The sequence below is a fragment of the Elusimicrobiales bacterium genome (assembly GCA_041651175.1).
Classification (GTDB): domain Bacteria; phylum Elusimicrobiota; class Elusimicrobia; order Elusimicrobiales; family Elusimicrobiaceae; genus JAQTYB01.
In genome coordinates this window covers 265,672-281,420 of record JBAZJT010000001.1, presented here as the reverse complement: position 1 = coordinate 281,420, position 15,749 = coordinate 265,672, and the positions used below count along the sequence as shown (strand labels likewise).

Sequence of the window (15,749 nt, the reverse complement as noted above, 5' to 3'; positions counted from 1 at the left end):
ATGAAATCTTGCGCGGGGGGCGCAGAAAGTATAATATGATTCAAGCTGTTTGCCGTGCGGATTTTGCCGGTTTTCACAAGCCAGTACAGGAGCCATCTTATGAGCACACGATTCACCGACAGGGCGCAGAAAGTCATTCTTATCGCTCAGGAGGAAGCCAAGCGGCTTAACCACGACTACGTCGGCACCGAGCATATACTGCTGGGCCTTGTCGCCCTGGGCGAGGGCGTGGCCGCGCAGGTGCTCACCAATCTGGGCGTGGATTTCAAGAAAGTCCGCCAGGAGATAGAGAAGATAGTCGGCACCGGCGACAACATGATGCTGCTGGGCGAAATCCCGTTCACCCCCCGCGCCAAAAAGGTGCTTGAATATGCCGTGGAGGAGGCCCAGCACATGGGCCATTCCTATATCGGCACCGAGCATATACTGCTGGGCCTTATCCGCGAGGAGGAGGGCGTCGCCGCCCGCGTGCTGGAGAATCTGGGCCTCAAGCTGGACGCCGTGCGCGAAGCCGTGCTTGAATTCATCGGCGAGGGCGACGAGCCGCAGGAGCAGCAGCGCCAGTCCCATCAGAAAGAATCCCCCGCGCCCAAGGGCAAGACCAAAACCCCCACGCTGGACGAATTCGCCCGCGACCTGACCCAGCTCGCCCGCGAGGGCAAGCTGGACCCCGTCATAGGCCGGGAAAACGAGATAGAGCGGCTGGTCCAGATTCTGGCCCGGCGCACCAAGAACAACCCCGTGCTGATAGGCGAGCCGGGCGTGGGCAAAACCGCCATAGTGGAAGGGCTGGCGCAGAAAATCGCATCCGGCGAGGTGTCGGATATTCTGGCGGGCAAGCGGCTGCTGACGGTGGACCTGGCCTCGGTGGTCGCCGGCACGAAATACCGCGGCGAGTTTGAGCAGCGGCTTAAAAGCATCATTGACGAAATCCGCAAGGCCCGCAACCAGATAATCATGTTCATAGACGAGCTGCACACCATAATCGGCGCGGGCGCGGCGGAGGGCGCGATAGACGCCTCCAACATGTTAAAGCCCGCGCTGGCGCGCGGCGAGCTGCAGTGCATCGGCGCCACCACCTTCGACGAATACCGCAAGCATATAGAGCACGACCCCGCGCTGGAGCGCCGTTTCCAGCCCATCATAGTGGACCCGCCCTCCGTGGAGGAGACGGTGGAGATTTTGCAGGGCCTCAAAAACCGCTACGAAACGCATCACCGCATAAAATTCGCCGACGAGGCCATCATCGCCGCCGCCACCATAGCCGACCGCTATATAACAGACCGCGCCCAGCCGGACAAATCCATAGACATTCTGGACGAGGCCGGCTCGCGGGCGAGATTGCAGGTTTCCTCCGTGCCGCCGCTGATGAAGGAAAAAGAGGCCGAAATAGAGGCCGCCGTGAAGGAAAAAAACGCCGCCATCGCCGCCCAGGAGTACGAGCGCGCCGCCAAGGCCCGCGACCACGAAAAGGAGCTGCGCCGCGGGCTGGAGCAGTCCCGCCGCGAATGGCGCGAGAAAAAAAACCAGATAATCCCCACCGTCAGCGCCGACGATATCGCCATGGTCGCCTCCAAGTGGACGGGCATCCCCGTAACCCGGCTGACCGAAAGCGAATCCGAGCGGCTCATGCACATGGAGGAGGAGCTGCACCGCCGCATCATCGGCCAGGACGAGGCGGTCAAAACCATTTCTCAGGCCATACGGCGCAGCCGCACCGGACTGAAAGACCCCAAGCGGCCCATAGGCGGTTTCCTGTTCCTTGGACCTACCGGCGTGGGCAAAACCGAGCTGGCGCGGGTGCTGGCGTCTTTCCTGTTTGCAAACGAAGACGCGATGGTGCGCATAGACATGTCGGAGTACATGGAGAAATTCGCCGTCTCCCGCCTTATCGGCGCGCCGCCCGGATACGTGGGCTACGAGGAAGGCGGCCAGCTCACCGAGGTGGTGCGGCGCAAGCCGTATTCGGTGGTGGTGCTGGATGAAATAGAAAAAGCCCATCCCGACGTGTTCAACATCCTTTTGCAGGTGCTTGACGAAGGCCAGATGACCGACAGCCTTGGCCACAAGGTCAGCTTCAAGAACTGCGTCATAATAATGACCTCCAATGTGGGCGCGCGGCTGATATCCAAGGGCAAGTCGCTGGGCTTTGTGGCGCATGACGACGAGCAGAAGGACTACCAGCAGATGAAGTCCACCGTGATGGAGGAAGTGCGGCGCGTGTTCAACCCGGAATTCATCAACCGCATAGACGAAATCATAGTCTTCCATCCGCTGAACATGGAGCATATGTCGCAAATCCTGGACCTGCTGCTAAAGCGCGTGCGCGAAAAGCTAAAGGCGCAGGGGCTGGAGCTGGAGCTTACGGAAACGGCGCGCGCGCTGCTGGTCAAAAAAGGGTTTGACCCCAATTACGGCGCGCGCCCGATGCTGCGCACATTGCAGCGCCAGCTGGAAGACCCGCTGTCCGAAGAGCTGCTAAAGCGCAAATGCGAGCAGGGCAGCGTCATGCTCGTTGATACCGCCGAAGACGGCGAAACGTTGAAGTTCGCAAAAAAATGATGCAGGGGAGAGCATTTTTCCTGCTGTTTACCGCGGCGCTGTGCCTTGGGGCGTGGCGGCTGGGAATCGGCATGGATTTCAGCAGGGGGTTTGCGGGGCTGCCTTTCGGCAGGCCGTTCACCCCTCCGGCGGAGGTGCTGGCCGCGGCCTCCTGGCCGCCGGAACGCGCCGCCCGCTGGCGGCAGATGACGCAGTCGCTTGAAAAAATGGCGGCGCGTTTCCCCGGCAGGATGGGCATTTACGTAAAAGACCTCAAGTCCGGCACGCAGTGGCAGTACCAGGCGGACGAGCTGTTTCCCTCTGCCAGCCTTATCAAGGTGCCCATCATGGCGGCGATATTTGAAAAGCTGCGCCGCAACGAGATAGAGCTGGAAGACGAGATAACCCTCAAGCGGGGCGAGAAGCGGGGCGGATCGGGCCATTTGCGGCGGCTGCGCTACGGCACCAAGCTGACCGTGCGCCAGCTGGTGGAAAAAATGATAACCGAAAGCGACAATACCGCCACCCGGATGCTGGTGGATTGCGTGGGGTTGGATTACCTTCAGGCGCAGTTTTCGCGCATGGGGCTTAAGATGACCGGCATTTACCCGGAGGGGCTGAGTCTTTCGTCAAAACCGGTGGCGCGGGAAAATTACACCACCCCGCGCGAAATGTCCATGCTGATAGAGAGCATGTACCGCGGCGAGCTGGTGGACAAAACCTCCTCGGAGGCGATGCTGGACATAATGAAGCGGCTGAAAACACATTCCCGTTTCGCCAAGTATCTGCCGCGCGGCTGGGAACTGGCCCACAAAACCGGGCTTTTGCGCCAGGCCTGCCATGACACCGGCGTTGTGTTCTCTCCTTCCGGCGACTATGTGCTGGCGATAATGACATGGAAGGTGCCGGATTACCGTTTTGCGGCCAATTACATAGCCAGAATGGCCGATATGACATACCGCAGCTATGACAACAGGCAGCCGCCAGCAGCGGCCCGCTACCCACGGAGGAAACATGGCAAAAGATGAAAAAATCAAAACGGCGGACGCCGCCAAATCCAGCAAGGACAAGGCGCTTGAGCTGGCCGTAGCCCAGATTGAGAAGGAATTCGGCAGGGAATCCATAGTCCGCTTCGGCGAAAAAACCGCCTGCGCCGTGGAGGTCATTCCCACCGGCGCGCTTTCGCTGGACCTGGCGCTCGGAGTGGGCGGGCTGCCGCGCGGGCGGGTGGTGGAGATATACGGTCCGGAAGCCGGCGGAAAAACCACGCTCAGCCTGCATGTGCTGGCGCAGGCGCAGAAAGCGGGCGGCACCGTCGCCTTCATAGACGCCGAACACGCGCTGGACCCGGCGTATGCCGCCAAAATCGGGGTGGATATTGATTCAATGCTTATCTCCCAGCCGGATTCGGGCGAGCAGGCGCTGGAAATCACCGAGAAGCTGGTGCGCTCCGGCGCGCTGGACCTGATAGTGATAGACTCGGTCGCCGCGCTGGTCCCCAAGGCCGAAATTGAAGGCGAGATGGGCGATCAGCACATGGGCCTGCAGGCCAGGCTGATGTCGCAGGCGCTGCGCAAGCTGACAAGCGTCATCTCCAAAACCAAGACCTGCCTGATATTCATCAACCAGATACGGCACAAAATCGGCGTGATGTTCGGCAACCCGGAAACCACGCCCGGCGGGCTGGCGCTTAAGTTCTATTCCTCCGTGCGCATAGACATACGCAAGATAGAGAACATCAAGAAAGGCGACGAGGTTGTGGGCACAAAAGTGCGCGCCAAGGTGGTCAAAAACAAGGTCGCGCCGCCCTACCGCCAGGCGGAATTCATGATGCTCCACGGCGAGGGCATCTCGCGCGAGGGCTGCCTGCTGGACATGGCCTCCCAGTGCAATATAATAGAGAAAAGCGGCTCCTGGTACGTCTACAACGGCGAAAAAATCGGCCAGGGCTATGACAACGCGCGCGGCACCCTAAAGGACAACGCCGCGCTTGCCCAGACGGTGGAAGACGCGCTGCGCGCGAAATTCCTCACCGGGGCCGCTGCCGCGCCGCTCTGCGGCTCCGGCGACAAAGCCAAACCGCAGGAAGAGTGAGAGGAGGGCGCATATGACGAAACTGGCGTTGTTTCTGGCCTGCTGGCTGCCGTCTGTCGCGGCGGCGCAGACCCCGCCCGCCGCAAAGCATGTCATAGAAGACGCGCTTGTCGCGCAGGACGAGGTTTTCGTCAAGGTGCGCGCCCCCGTCCGCTACAAAACCGCCGTCATGCCCAAGACGGCGCGTTTCGTGGTGGATTTAATGGACACTTCCTATCCCGCCGGCTCCAAGCTGCTGGAGGGCCAGGGCGGGCTTATAAAACGCGCCCGCATAAGCCAGTACGAGCGGAAAACGCGCTTCGTCGCCCGGCTGGTGGTTGAGCTTGCCAAAGCCCCCGGCAAGGATGAATGGCTCATCATCGCCAAGCCCGACGGGCTGCGCGTGATGTTCGGCGCAAAGGACGCGCTTGCCGCCGCCAGGGCGGCGGATGCTGACACCGCCAAGCCGGAAATAATACAGGCTGCCGCGCCGCCCGCTCCTGCGGCGCAGCTGCAGCCGGAAGCCGCCGCGCCCGCAAAAACCGCCGGCGACAGGCCGGAGCCTCCGGCAAAAGCCGTCGCCAAACCGGAGGCCAAACCCGCCCGGACGGAAACGCAACCCGACGAGGAAGCCGCCGCGCGCCAGCGCGCCAGGCCGCCTTCGGACACGCGCTTTGCCGTCAAGCATGTAACCCTCAACCTGCGCGGAATGCCGCTGACGGTGATTTTGGAGGCTATTTCAAAACAGACCGGCGCCAGCTTCATCATCTCCAAGGACCTGCAGAATAAGCAGTTCACCGCGGTGATGGAAAACGTTTCGCTGCGCGACGCGCTGCGCGCGCTGCTTGAAGTCCACGGCATGGGCTACGAGCAGATAGGCAACAGCAGCACCTACGCCATAAAAGAGCTAAGCCACACCAAAATGCGCCTTGCGACCCGGGTTTTCAAGCTGAAATACACCCAGCTTATGGACATCAAGGCCAGGGGCATAGGCGACGTTACCCTCGGCGCGATGACAAGCGGCAACGTAAGCAACGCCGCCGGAGCGGCGGCAGCCCAGGCGGATGCCGGCGGCAAAGGCAAAATAGACGAAACCACCAATAACTTCCTGGCGGTCATCAAGGGCATCATAAGCGAATACGGCGCGCTGCGCGTGTACCCGGAAACAAACAGCCTGATAATATCCGACGTGCCGGAAAACATGCCCGCCATAGAAGAGCTTATAGAAACCCTGGACACGCCGCCCCCGCAGGTGCTGATAGAGGCGTCTTTCGTGGAAACCAACGCCAACACCGTCAAGAACCTGGGCATAGAATACGGCGCGACCGACGGCACCATGGCCCAGTTCCAGGGCAACAGCGCGCTTGTGGGGCTGCCGCTGCCCATCAACGGCCAGATACTGCCCGTGCCCAGTTTTGACTATAACACCAGCCCCATCAGCAACGCCTCCGTCAGCCCGACCAGCTTCTTCGGCGGCTACAGCTTCGGCATACTCTCGTTCAACCAGTTGACGGCGGTGCTGCGCGCCATAGAAACCAACGGCGACGGCCAGTACCTCTCAAAACCGAAGGTGCTAACGCTCAACAACAAGCCGGCGGAAGTCTCCATCACCGCCAACACGGTGGTCCAGTTTGACGTAAAGCAGTTCACCGGCTCCGGCTATCTGGGCGAGCAGTCCAAAACCCCGATACGGCAGGTGACCGGCATAACGTTGTGGGTTACGCCGCAGGTTAACGATAACGGGATGATAACGCTGATTATCACTCCCGCTATCAGCCGCCCCGCGCTTTCCGAGTTCTTCCCGGCGGACAAGGTGGTGGACACGCAGAAGCAGGCCATCACCACGTCGGTACGGGTTAAGGACGGCTCCACCGTGCTGATAGGCGGACTGCTCAGCAACCAGAAAATCAACACCATACGCAAGGTGCCGCTGCTGGGCCATCTGCCGCTTGTGGGCGCGCTGTTCACCTCTTCCCAGAAATCGTCCACGGAGCGCGAACTGCTTGTGCTTATAACCCCGCGCCTGGTCAAAGACCAGTAGGCCCGGATGCGCGCCGCGATTGCAAAAACCGCGCGCCCCGCGGAACTGCGGGCCTGCGCGCGGCTGATGGCAGGCTCGGAGCCGTGGCTTACGCTGGGCCGCAAATACCCCGCCTGCCTTAAATCGCTGCGCGGCCCCGGCAGGGAAGTTTACGCGCTGCGGGAAAACGGCGCGCCGGCGGGGTTCATAGTCCTGCAAATGCTGGGCGTGCTTAAAGGCTATGTGCAGACGGTGTGCGTCGCCCCGGAATTCAGGGGGCGCGGCTGCGGGCAACTGCTGCTGGAATTTGCGGAACGGCGCGTTTTTTCCGAAACTCCCAATATCTTTCTGTGCGTTTCCTCGTTCAACCGGCGGGCGCAGGTGTTTTACCGCAGGCTCGGCTACCGCCGGGCGGGAACGTTGAAGAATTTTGTAGTGTCCGGGCATGACGAGCTGCTGCTGCGCAAGACCACGGGACCGCTGGACGGTTTTTGCGCGCGCGCCCGCCGCGCGGGGGGCCGCCTGTGATTCTTCTGTGGGCCGTGATGATATTCGGTTCGGGGCTTGCGCTTCACCTGATATGGTGGCAGATTCAAATTCCGAAACGGCAGTCCAAAACGCTGTTCATCCTGTTTTTTTCGGTTATGGCGGCGGGGCTTGCCGCCGGCCTTGCCATGCCGGACGGCTGCGAACTGGCATTGCGCGGCTGGCAGGCGGCGCGGGCCGGGCTTTGCGCCGCCTCAATGGCTTTGGCCTATATAATCACCTATTCCGCCGTGGAGGCAGACAGCCCCACCCTGGTTATCGCGCTGGCAATACGCGCGGCGGGGGGCGCGGGCCTTTCGCCGGAGGAGATATTTGCCGGCTTTGACGACGGCCGGCTGATAGCCCCCCGGCTGGGCGACCTTGTGTCCGACAAGCTGGCCGTCATTGAAAACGGCAGATACAGGATAACGCGCAGGGGCCGGCTGCTGGCCGGGATTTTCACGGCCTACCGCGCGCTTATAGGCGCGGGGAAGGGGGGATAGATGTTTGAGGCGCTGCTGCCGCTTGTCGCGCTGGCGATAAACGCCGGGCTGACCGCCGCCATGGTTGAAAGAAGGGTTTCCCCGCTGCTGCAGGCGGTGTTTATGGGTTTTACCGCCGGGTTCTCCGCGCTGCTGCTGGCCGAGATAGCCTGCGGCGGCGCCATCGCAGACATCGCGGCGGACTGCGCCACATACTGCGCGCTGTCCTACTGCCATTTCCATTTCATCAATCTGGGCGAGACGGCGCGGCGCATACGGATACTGCGCGAGCTGGCGGAAAATCCGGGCGGGCTCTCCCCCTCGGAAATTCTGGCGCGCTACAACGCGCGCTCCATTGTGGAAGCCCGGCTTGCCCGGCTTGCCCGGAGCGGGCAGATACGGATGGACGGAATGCGCTATAAAAGCGACGGAATGTCCGTGCTGCTTATGGCGCGCGCCCTGGATTTTGTGAAAAAGCTGCTGCTGGGCCAGGGCTACCGGCAATAGCGTCCAATTGCGTGAAATGGGTTGAGAAAACCGGTTTCAAGGGATACAATATTATAGGGCGTGGCAGCGCACAATGGTCAGCCCTGCTTGGCAGGAGGAATTTGTGAAAATTATAGCTTTGGCTCTTTGCGGGGTCATCGGCGCGGGGCCGGTGGCGCAGGCGGCAGGCTCCGGCGGCAGACGGGACCCGACTGCAGTTCAGGTAACAACAACCGACAGAGGCGGCTCGCGCTCTGATGCGTTCAGCCCCTTTGTCTTGAGCGGTACCGCTGTGGGCGGCACGGGAATGGGCGCCGGCGCGGCTATTTCCGCCAAATCCGGGGCCGGGGATGCCACCACCACGCCATCCGAATCGGACCTGGCCAATCAGGCGGTTTCTCTGGCCAATACCGCCGCGGGAGAAGTGGCGGCCACCGGCAGCGTGTCAGCGCAGACCACTGCGGCAATACAGGCGCTTATAGCGTTTCTGGCGAAGCTGTTCCCCAACAGCCCGCTGCTCCAGATGCTGACCAATGCGCTGGGCAAGAACAACACCGCCGACACAAGCACCACGCCCGCAAAGTCGTCCAGCGACTTGAGTATACCGAACGGTCATTGATTGACGGATCTTTGCTGCCTGCCCCTTTTCCGCAAGGAAAAGGGGCTTTGCTTTTACCTAATTCAGGGTTTGCCCGCGCGGCGGCACGCCACGCGGGCGGATGGCGCCTGCAGGATTATTTTGTCTTTTTCAGTGTAGCGGAAAGACCGTACATCAGCAGCTTGCCGTTCATCGTGGCGGTTTTGCGCGCGGCGTCGGCCTCGGCGTTGAACAGCAGCTTCACCGCAGGCAGCACGGAGAACGCCGCGGAAAATTTTCTGTCGGAAAGCGAAATATCTCCCGGTATGCTGGGCGACAGCGGCAGCGGCAGCCCCGCTATGGTTAACTTGTCCGGGAGGAAAGCGGTTGTGGTGTAGCGCCCGTCCCCTGTTTTTTTGGCAAGCAGCCTGCCGGCTATTTTATTGCCGTCGTCCAGTATCTCGTAGTCCATATCTCCGGAGCCGGGGGTTTTTTCGGTGAGCGAAATCGCCATGGTTTTATAATCCCGGCCCACCTTGCGCCGGACTATGTTTATGAGCATTTTGCCGGGAGCGGGCTCGCTGAAGGTTGCGGTGCCGTCAAAACTCTTGCCGCCGGTTTTAAGCAGGAATTTGACGGAAGTGCTCTTTTTTGCGGTTATGGTGAAATTGATGGCAAATCCGCCGTCATTGGTTGTGCCGGAGCCCCACCATGTGCCGGCATAATCCTTGAAAAAATCGAAATTGCCCGCCCGCGCGGGCGCGGCGGCTGCCAGAACAAGCGCCAGAAAAATTTTTTTCATCGGGCCTCCGAATTATACAGGGAAAGAGTGCGCCCGGTAGGACTTGAACCTACGACCCGACGATTATGAGTCGTCTGCTCTAACCAACTGAGCTACGGGCGCGAAATCACTGCTCCGCGCGGCAGGTTTGACCGCCGCTTCTGCCGAAGGGGGAAATCTCCCTCAACTTTCCTATTATAGCAGGAATCCGCGAAAGAATGAAATCCACTTCCTCTTCCGTATTGCCGTGCCCAAGCGAAAACCGCACCGAGCCGTGCGCGTATGTGAAAGGCACCCCCATCGCCCGCAGCACATGGGACGGCTCCAGCGCGCCGGAGGCGCAGGCCGAGCCGGACGAGGCCGCCACCCCCAGGTCGCTTAGCATGAGCAGTATGGATTCGCCTTCCACATAGCCGAAGCTGATATTGGAGGTGTTGGGCAGCCGCGGCGCGCCGCCGCCGTTTACCTTCGCGTCCGGAACTTTTGAAAGAATGCCCTTTTCCAGCCTGTCGCGCAGGGCTTTGACGCGGCCATTCTCCTCCCCCATGCGGCCAAGCGCCAGTTCGCACGCCTTGCCCAGAGCGACGATATACGGCGTGTTTTCGGTCCCGGCGCGGCGGCCCCGCTCCTGATGCCCGCCAATCATAAACGGCACGAACCTGGTTCCCTTGCGCGCGTATAGCGCGCCTATGCCCTTGGGCGCGTTTAGCTTATGGCCGGATATGGAAAGCATGTCAACCGCCGAGCGCGACATGTCCAGTGGCAGCTTTCCGGCGGACTGCACCGCGTCGGTGTGGAACACCGCGCCGCGCGCTTTGGCGATTTGCGCGGCCTCCTCCACCGGGAAAATGACGCCCGTCTCGTTATTGGCGTGCATTATGGAGACTATGGCGGTGTCGTCGCGCAGGGCGGAGCGCAGCTCGTCCAGATTTATCATCCCGCTGCCGTCCACCGGCAGATAGGTAACGGCATAGCCCTGCGATTGCAGATACCGGCAGGTGTTAAGCACGGCGGGATGCTCCACCCGCGTGGTTACGATATGCCGCTTCTCCGGGTAGGAGCGTATGGCCGAGAAAATGGCGGTGTTGTCCGATTCGGTCCCGCAGCTTGTGAATATCACGTCCCCCGCGTCCGGCGCGCCCAGCAGCGCGGCCACCTGTTCCCGCGCGCGGCGCACGAATTTCTGCGCCTGCCCGCCGAATTCGTGCATGCTGGAGGCGTTGCCGTAAATCTCGCCGAAAAAGGGCCGCATGGCCTCCACCGCCTCCGGCGCGGCGGCGGTTGTGGCGTTGTTGTCAAAATAAAGGACTTTCACGGCGCGCTCTCCACGGTGATGTTTTCGTCCAGCAGTTCGCGCAGCCGCTTTTCAACGAAAGACTTAAGCGTTACGCCGGAGCTGGGGCACGCCCGGCACATCCCCGCCAGCCGCACGGTGATTTTACTTCCCTGCACGTCCACCAGCTCTATGGAGCCGCCGTCGGCCACCAGGGCGGGGGTTATCTCGCGGCGGAAAGCCTCCTCCACCGCGTGGATTTTCTCCACCGTGGTCATTTGCGAAAACGGCTTGCCGCGCCCGGCCTCTTTTGAGACGCCCAGCATGTTGTCCAGTATTTTCTGAATCTCGCCCCGGCATTTGCCGCAGGCGCCGCCGGCCTTGGTGAAATTGGTGACTTCGTCAACCGTGCGCAGTTTGTTATCGGCTACGGTTTTCCTTATTTTCTCCTCGGTAACGCCAAAGCACGAGCAGACCACCCGCCCTTCCGGCTCCGCGCCGGCGACCGGCGCGCCGCCCTGCCCGTAGGATTTTATCGCCGCCGCCAGCGCCTCCATGCCCATGACGGAGCAGTGCATTTTCTCCTCCGGCAGGCCGCCCAGGAATTGCGCTATGTCCTGATTGGTGATTTTGGCGGCCTCATCCAAGGTCATGCCCTTTACCAGCTCCGTCAGCGCGGAGGAGGAGGCTATGGCGCTGGCGCAGCCGAATGTCTGGAATTTGGCGTCGGTTATCCTGCCGGTTTTTTTGTCCACGGCAAGGAACAGCTTCAGCGCGTCGCCGCAGACGATATTGCCCACCTCGCCCACGGCGTCCGCGCCGGGGATTTCGCCCACGTTGCGGGGGTTTTTGAAGTGTTCCCTGACCTTGTCGGTATAGTCCCACATAAAATCTCTCCTTTGCAAATTATACTTCTTATCCTGCCCGCCCCGAAACGGCGGCGCGCGCCAGCGCGTTTGCGTTTTTCCGCGGCAAGGGCGGAGCGCGCTTGACAAACAAGTATACAGGTATTATAATACCTCTATATGGAAAAAGCAATGCTGCAAATCAGCCGGGGCGCGGTGATTGCCATGCACGGCTGCGTTTTAATCGGGGAGGCCGCCGGGCGGCCCGTGCCGGCGGGGGAGATAGCGTCGGTTTTCGGGGTGTCGGCGGCGCATGTGTCAAAGGTGATGCAGCGGTTGTGCCGGGCGGGGGTCGTGCGCTCGGCGCGCGGGCCGGACGGAGGATTTTTGCTTGCCGCCCCGCCGGAGAGGATAACGCTGCTGAAAGCCGTCTCCGCGGTGGACGGCAAAATCGCGCCCGCAAAATGCCTGTTGGGCAGGCATTCCTGTTTGCGCCGCCGCTGCATGATAGGCGATTTCGCCTCGCGCTTTGAAGCGGAGTTTAAAAAAGTTTTGTCCCGCACGCTGGCGGAGGCTGCGGCATATTCCCATGGCAAAAAACCTGCGCCGCGAGCTTGAAAAGATATACGCGCTGTACAACCGGCGGGAATATGTCTCCCCCGACCCGCTGGAGCTGCTTTACCGCTATAAATCCGTGCGGGACAGGGAGATAGCGGGGCTGGCCGCCTCCTGCTTTGCCTACGGCAATGTCCGGCAGATAGTGCGCGCGGGGGCTTGCGCCCTTGCCGTGATGGGGGATTCGCCGCGCCGCTATCTTGAAAAAACCTCCCCCTCCGCCCTGCGGCGGGATTTTTCGGGCTTTCGCTACCGCTTCACGCGCGGTGAGGAATTATCGGCATTGCTAGGCGCGGCAAAAACAATTATAAAGGAATACGGTTGGCTTGGCGGCTGCGCGGCGCGGGAAATGCAGCGCGGTTTCGCCGCCAGGCTGCGCGGGGCTGCGCGGGGACCGGTGGACACTCTTATTCCATCGCCGGGAAAGGGCAGCGCGCTGAAACGGCTAAATCTTTTTTTCCGCTGGATGTGCCGCCGCGACGAGGTGGACCCCGGCGGCTGGGACATTGCGCCCAGCGCGCTGATTGTGCCGCTGGATACGCACATGAACAAGATAGGCCGCGCGCTGGGCTTTACCGCGCGCGCCGGCGCGGGGATGAAAACCGCGCTTGAGATAACGGCGGGCTTTGCCGCGCTGTCGCCGGACGACCCGGTGAAATACGATTTCTGCCTGACCCGTTTCGGCATACGGGACGGGCTGGACATGGAAGACCTGAAAAGGAGGCTGGCATGACGCTTAAAGGAACTCAGACCGAGAAAAATCTCATCACCGCGTTCGCGGGGGAATCGCAGGCGCGCAACCGCTACACCTATTTCGCAAGCAAGGCGAAAAAGGAAGGGCTTGTCCAGATAGCCGGCATATTCGAGGAGACCGCCAATCAGGAAAAGGAACATGCCAAGCGGTTTTTCAGTTTTCTTGAGGGCGGCGAGGCGCAGGTAACGGCGGCTTTTCCCGCCGGACGGGTACTCTCCACCGCCGAAAATCTGAAAGCCGCAGCCGACGGCGAGGATTATGAATGGGGCCACATGTACCCCTCCTTCGCCTCCACGGCGCGCAAGGAGGGCTTTGAGGCGGTGGCCAAGGTCTTTGAGGCCGTCTCCGTCGCCGAAAAGCAGCATGCCAAACGCTACGCCGCGCTGCTGGAGAACCTCAAAAACGGGCGGGTGTTCAGACGGGACAAAAAGGTGGTCTGGCGCTGCCTCAACTGCGGCTATCTGCACGAGGGAACGGACGCGCCCGAATCCTGCCCGGCCTGCGCGCATCCGCGCGACTATTACGAATTGCTGGGCGAAAACTGGTAAAACCAAAGGGGGATGTATGACGGAAAGAAATCAGGTCTACAAATGCGGAGTGTGCGGAAATATCGTGGCGGTGGTCCACGCCTCGGGCGGGACATTGTCCTGCTGCGACAAGCCGATGATTCTGATGGCGGAGAATTCGGTGGACGCCTCGCGCGAAAAGCATGTGCCGGTAATAGAGGCAACCGAAACAGGGGTGAAGGTTAAAATCGGAAGCATTCCGCATCCGATGGAGGAGAAACACTACATTGAGTGGATAGAGCTTGTGGCCGGCGGCGTTTCCTATCGCAAATTCCTGAGGCCCGGCGACGCGCCGGAAGCGGAATTCTGCGTAAAGGCCGGGGAAGCCTACGCCCGGGAATACTGCAACCTGCACGGATTGTGGAAAGGGGGAAAATAGCCATGACAAATCCAAGGATAGAAGCGGCCTTCAACGAGCAGATAAAATTCGAGCTTGAATCCGCCTTCATCTATTACCAGATGGCGGGCTGGCTGGCGGCGCGCGGCTACGGCGGCATGGCGGGCTGGATGCTGGCCCAGAAAGACGAGGAATTGTCGCACGCGCACAAATTCTTCGCCCATATCGCCAGCCGGGGTGGAATGCCCAAATTCGCCGCGCTGTCCGCGCCGAAAAACGACTGGAAATCGCCGCACGACATATTCGCCGAGGCCTACAAGCACGAGGTGTTCATCTCGGGCAGGATAGACGCGCTTGCCGAGCTTGCCCGCAAGGAAAGCGACAATGCCGCGCTGGAATTCCTCCAGTGGTTTGTCAAAGAGCAGGTGGAAGAGGAAGAATCCACCAACGACATCGCGCAGAAGCTGGAGCGCGTCGGGCCGTCGGGCTCCGGTCTTGTGATGATGGACAAGGAACTGGGCAAGAGAAAAAGCGCTTAACTACCATGCGGTTTCCGCCCGCGGCGCGGGCGGAAACCGCTGCAACGCGGGGGATCTATGGGCGAATTCAAAGCGGTAAAAATCGCGGAAAAAGTCTGGTGGGTGGGCGCGATAGACTGGGGGCTGCGCGATTTCCACGGCTATTCCACGCGCGGCGGCAGCACCTACAACGCCTATCTCGTCATGGGGGAGGAGCCTGTCCTGATAGACACGGTCAAGGCCCCGTTTTACGGCGAGATGCTCTCGCGCATCGCCTCGGTAACCGACCCCGGCGGCATAAAAACCGTTATTTCCAACCATTCCGAGATGGACCACAGCGGCTCGCTGCCCCGGCTGCTGGCGGAATTAAAACCGCAGCGGGTGCTCTGCTCCGCCGCCGGCAAAAGCGCGCTGGAGGCGCATTTTCACGCGGATTTGAAGCTGCAAACCGTCGCCGACGGGCAGGAAACCGAAATCGGCGGGCTGAAATTCACCTTCATGGAATCCAAAATGCTGCACTGGCCGGACAGCATGGTTTCCTTCCTGCATGACGGCGGCGTTTTGTTCTCCAACGATATTTTCGGGATGCACCTGGCCCATTCAAAACGGTTTGACGACGAAACGCCGGATTGGCGGCGCGAGGCGGCGGCCTATTACGCCAACATCGTGCTGCCGTATTCCCCTCTGGTGCTGGCTTTTCTGGCCAGGTTCAAGGCGAAAAATTTTCCGGTGAAGCTTATCGCGCCGGACCACGGCCCGGTATGGCGCAAGGACATCGCCGCAATCATCTCGCTTTACGAAAAATGGGCGAGGCAGGAGCCCTCGGACCTTGCCGTAATCGCCTACGACACGATGTGGCAAAGCACCGCCCTGCTGGCAAACGCGCTGGCGGACGGGCTTATTGAAGGCGGCGCGCGGGTTCAGGTCATGCCGCTTAAAGCCGACGGGCGCAGCGACATAGCAACGGAGCTGCTGGAGGCCGGGGCGCTGTTTCTGGGCGCGCCGACGCTGAACCGGCAGGTTTTCCCCAGCATGGCGGATTTGACGGTATACCTGAAAGGCCTTAACCGGAGAAATTTAACCGGCGCGGCGTTCGGCTCCTACGGCTGGAGCGGGGAAGGTCCCGACTGGCTGGCCGCGCAGCTTAAAGAAATGGGCGTTGCGCCTGCGGGCGAAACTTTGAAATGCCGCTATGTGCCGGACGCCGCCGCGCTGGACGCCGCGCGCCGGCTGGGGCTTTCCGCCGCCGGGCGGCTGTTGCGCAAAGAATAAAAAATCCGTTGCAAAAACCGTATTTTCGGCCTGCGGCGGGAGCATTGACCGGCGTCGGCGCGCCGGCCTTCCGCAAGACGGGGA

Annotated in this window: 17 protein-coding genes and 1 tRNA gene; 14 read left to right on the top strand and 4 right to left on the bottom strand. The window is 61.0% G+C overall.

Features of this window, described 5'->3' with window-relative positions:
• Positions 1-99 precede the first annotated feature (99 nt).
• The 8 genes from WC421_01335 to WC421_01300 all read left to right on the top strand — a co-directional run bounded on the left by WC421_01335 (position 100) and on the right by WC421_01300 (position 8,746).
• Positions 100-2,562: an ATP-dependent Clp protease ATP-binding subunit gene (locus WC421_01335; protein ID MFA5160864.1), complete on the top strand. Its 2,463-nt coding sequence runs from the start codon at positions 100-102 to the stop codon at positions 2,560-2,562.
• Complete coding sequence (locus tag WC421_01330; protein MFA5160863.1) at positions 2,559-3,569, top strand: serine hydrolase; 1,011 nt, start codon at positions 2,559-2,561, stop codon at positions 3,567-3,569. Before WC421_01335 ends, WC421_01330 begins: the two co-directional genes overlap by 4 nt.
• Positions 3,556-4,635, top strand: a complete 1,080-nt coding sequence (gene recA, locus WC421_01325; protein ID MFA5160862.1) for a recombinase RecA — start codon at positions 3,556-3,558, stop codon at positions 4,633-4,635. Before WC421_01330 ends, recA begins: the two co-directional genes overlap by 14 nt.
• Positions 4,636-4,648: 13 nt before the next feature.
• Positions 4,649-6,655, top strand: a complete 2,007-nt coding sequence (locus WC421_01320; GenBank protein ID MFA5160861.1) for a secretin N-terminal domain-containing protein — start codon at positions 4,649-4,651, stop codon at positions 6,653-6,655.
• A 6-nt stretch (positions 6,656-6,661) separates the two neighbouring features.
• On the top strand, positions 6,662-7,162 hold the full coding sequence (locus WC421_01315; protein ID MFA5160860.1) for an N-acetyltransferase: 501 nt from the start codon (positions 6,662-6,664) through the stop codon (positions 7,160-7,162).
• A complete protein-coding gene (locus WC421_01310; protein ID MFA5160859.1) occupies positions 7,159-7,662 on the top strand; it encodes a hypothetical protein in 504 nt (167 codons plus the stop codon). Before WC421_01315 ends, WC421_01310 begins: the two co-directional genes overlap by 4 nt.
• Positions 7,663-8,148, top strand: a complete 486-nt coding sequence (locus tag WC421_01305) for a hypothetical protein (GenBank protein MFA5160858.1) — start codon at positions 7,663-7,665, stop codon at positions 8,146-8,148. It abuts the gene before it with no gap.
• Between the two features lie 103 nt (positions 8,149-8,251).
• The gene (locus tag WC421_01300) at positions 8,252-8,746 is read left to right on the top strand and encodes a hypothetical protein (protein ID MFA5160857.1); all 495 of its coding nucleotides are present in this window, start codon (positions 8,252-8,254) and stop codon (positions 8,744-8,746) included.
• A gap of 115 nt (positions 8,747-8,861) precedes the next feature.
• On the opposite strand, the gene WC421_01295 is transcribed toward WC421_01300, so the two are convergent.
• The 4 genes from WC421_01295 to nifU all read right to left on the bottom strand — a co-directional run bounded on the left by WC421_01295 (position 8,862) and on the right by nifU (position 11,645).
• The gene (locus WC421_01295) at positions 8,862-9,506 is read right to left on the bottom strand and encodes a hypothetical protein (protein ID MFA5160856.1); all 645 of its coding nucleotides are present in this window, start codon (positions 9,504-9,506) and stop codon (positions 8,862-8,864) included.
• A 28-nt stretch (positions 9,507-9,534) separates the two neighbouring features.
• Positions 9,535-9,608 (bottom strand) — tRNA-Ile (locus tag WC421_01290).
• Positions 9,609-9,612: 4 nt separating this feature from the next.
• Positions 9,613-10,800, bottom strand: a complete 1,188-nt coding sequence (nifS, locus tag WC421_01285; GenBank protein MFA5160855.1) for a cysteine desulfurase NifS — start codon at positions 10,798-10,800, stop codon at positions 9,613-9,615.
• On the bottom strand, positions 10,797-11,645 hold the full coding sequence (gene nifU / locus WC421_01280; GenBank protein ID MFA5160854.1) for a Fe-S cluster assembly protein NifU: 849 nt from the start codon (positions 11,643-11,645) through the stop codon (positions 10,797-10,799). The genes nifS and nifU overlap by 4 nt, the downstream gene beginning before the upstream one ends.
• Before the next feature lie 138 nt (positions 11,646-11,783).
• On the opposite strand from nifU, the gene WC421_01275 reads away from it, so the two are divergent.
• The 6 genes from WC421_01275 to WC421_01250 are packed head-to-tail and all read left to right on the top strand — an operon-like array spanning position 11,784 to position 15,665.
• The gene (locus WC421_01275; protein ID MFA5160853.1) at positions 11,784-12,221 is read left to right on the top strand and encodes an Rrf2 family transcriptional regulator; all 438 of its coding nucleotides are present in this window, start codon (positions 11,784-11,786) and stop codon (positions 12,219-12,221) included.
• Entirely contained in the window at positions 12,193-12,951 is a 759-nt protein-coding gene (locus WC421_01270; protein ID MFA5160852.1) for a TIGR02757 family protein, read from the top strand. The genes WC421_01275 and WC421_01270 overlap by 29 nt, the downstream gene beginning before the upstream one ends.
• Positions 12,948-13,520, top strand: a complete 573-nt coding sequence (locus WC421_01265; protein ID MFA5160851.1) for a rubrerythrin family protein — start codon at positions 12,948-12,950, stop codon at positions 13,518-13,520. Before WC421_01270 ends, WC421_01265 begins: the two co-directional genes overlap by 4 nt.
• Positions 13,521-13,536: 16 nt before the next feature.
• Positions 13,537-13,917 (top strand): desulfoferrodoxin, encoded by a 381-nt coding sequence (locus tag WC421_01260; GenBank protein ID MFA5160850.1) that lies wholly within the window; start codon positions 13,537-13,539, stop codon positions 13,915-13,917.
• A 2-nt stretch (positions 13,918-13,919) separates the two neighbouring features.
• The gene (locus tag WC421_01255) at positions 13,920-14,414 is read left to right on the top strand and encodes a ferritin (protein MFA5160849.1); all 495 of its coding nucleotides are present in this window, start codon (positions 13,920-13,922) and stop codon (positions 14,412-14,414) included.
• 57 nt (positions 14,415-14,471) lie between these two features.
• A complete protein-coding gene (locus WC421_01250; protein ID MFA5160848.1) occupies positions 14,472-15,665 on the top strand; it encodes an FprA family A-type flavoprotein in 1,194 nt (397 codons plus the stop codon).
• Positions 15,666-15,749 lie beyond the last annotated feature (84 nt).

What these genes read in the sequence shown, in the direction of transcription:
- WC421_01335 (MFA5160864.1), top strand. Translation starts at nt 100, where the DNA reads ATGAGCACACGATTCACCGACAGGGCGCAGAAAGTCATTCTTATCGCT.
- WC421_01330 (MFA5160863.1), top strand. Translation starts at nt 2,559, where the DNA reads ATGATGCAGGGGAGAGCATTTTTCCTGCTGTTTACCGCGGCGCTGTGC.
- recA (MFA5160862.1), top strand. Translation starts at nt 3,556, where the DNA reads ATGGCAAAAGATGAAAAAATCAAAACGGCGGACGCCGCCAAATCCAGC.
- WC421_01320 (MFA5160861.1), top strand. Translation starts at nt 4,649, where the DNA reads ATGACGAAACTGGCGTTGTTTCTGGCCTGCTGGCTGCCGTCTGTCGCG.
- WC421_01315 (MFA5160860.1), top strand. Translation starts at nt 6,662, where the DNA reads ATGCGCGCCGCGATTGCAAAAACCGCGCGCCCCGCGGAACTGCGGGCC.
- WC421_01305 (MFA5160858.1), top strand. Translation starts at nt 7,663, where the DNA reads ATGTTTGAGGCGCTGCTGCCGCTTGTCGCGCTGGCGATAAACGCCGGG.
- WC421_01295 (MFA5160856.1), bottom strand. Translation starts at nt 9,506, where the DNA reads ATGAAAAAAATTTTTCTGGCGCTTGTTCTGGCAGCCGCCGCGCCCGCG.
- nifU (MFA5160854.1), bottom strand. Translation starts at nt 11,645, where the DNA reads ATGTGGGACTATACCGACAAGGTCAGGGAACACTTCAAAAACCCCCGC.
- WC421_01275 (MFA5160853.1), top strand. Translation starts at nt 11,784, where the DNA reads ATGGAAAAAGCAATGCTGCAAATCAGCCGGGGCGCGGTGATTGCCATG.
- WC421_01270 (MFA5160852.1), top strand. Translation starts at nt 12,193, where the DNA reads ATGGCAAAAAACCTGCGCCGCGAGCTTGAAAAGATATACGCGCTGTAC.
- WC421_01265 (MFA5160851.1), top strand. Translation starts at nt 12,948, where the DNA reads ATGACGCTTAAAGGAACTCAGACCGAGAAAAATCTCATCACCGCGTTC.
- WC421_01260 (MFA5160850.1), top strand. Translation starts at nt 13,537, where the DNA reads ATGACGGAAAGAAATCAGGTCTACAAATGCGGAGTGTGCGGAAATATC.
- WC421_01255 (MFA5160849.1), top strand. Translation starts at nt 13,920, where the DNA reads ATGACAAATCCAAGGATAGAAGCGGCCTTCAACGAGCAGATAAAATTC.
- WC421_01250 (MFA5160848.1), top strand. Translation starts at nt 14,472, where the DNA reads ATGGGCGAATTCAAAGCGGTAAAAATCGCGGAAAAAGTCTGGTGGGTG.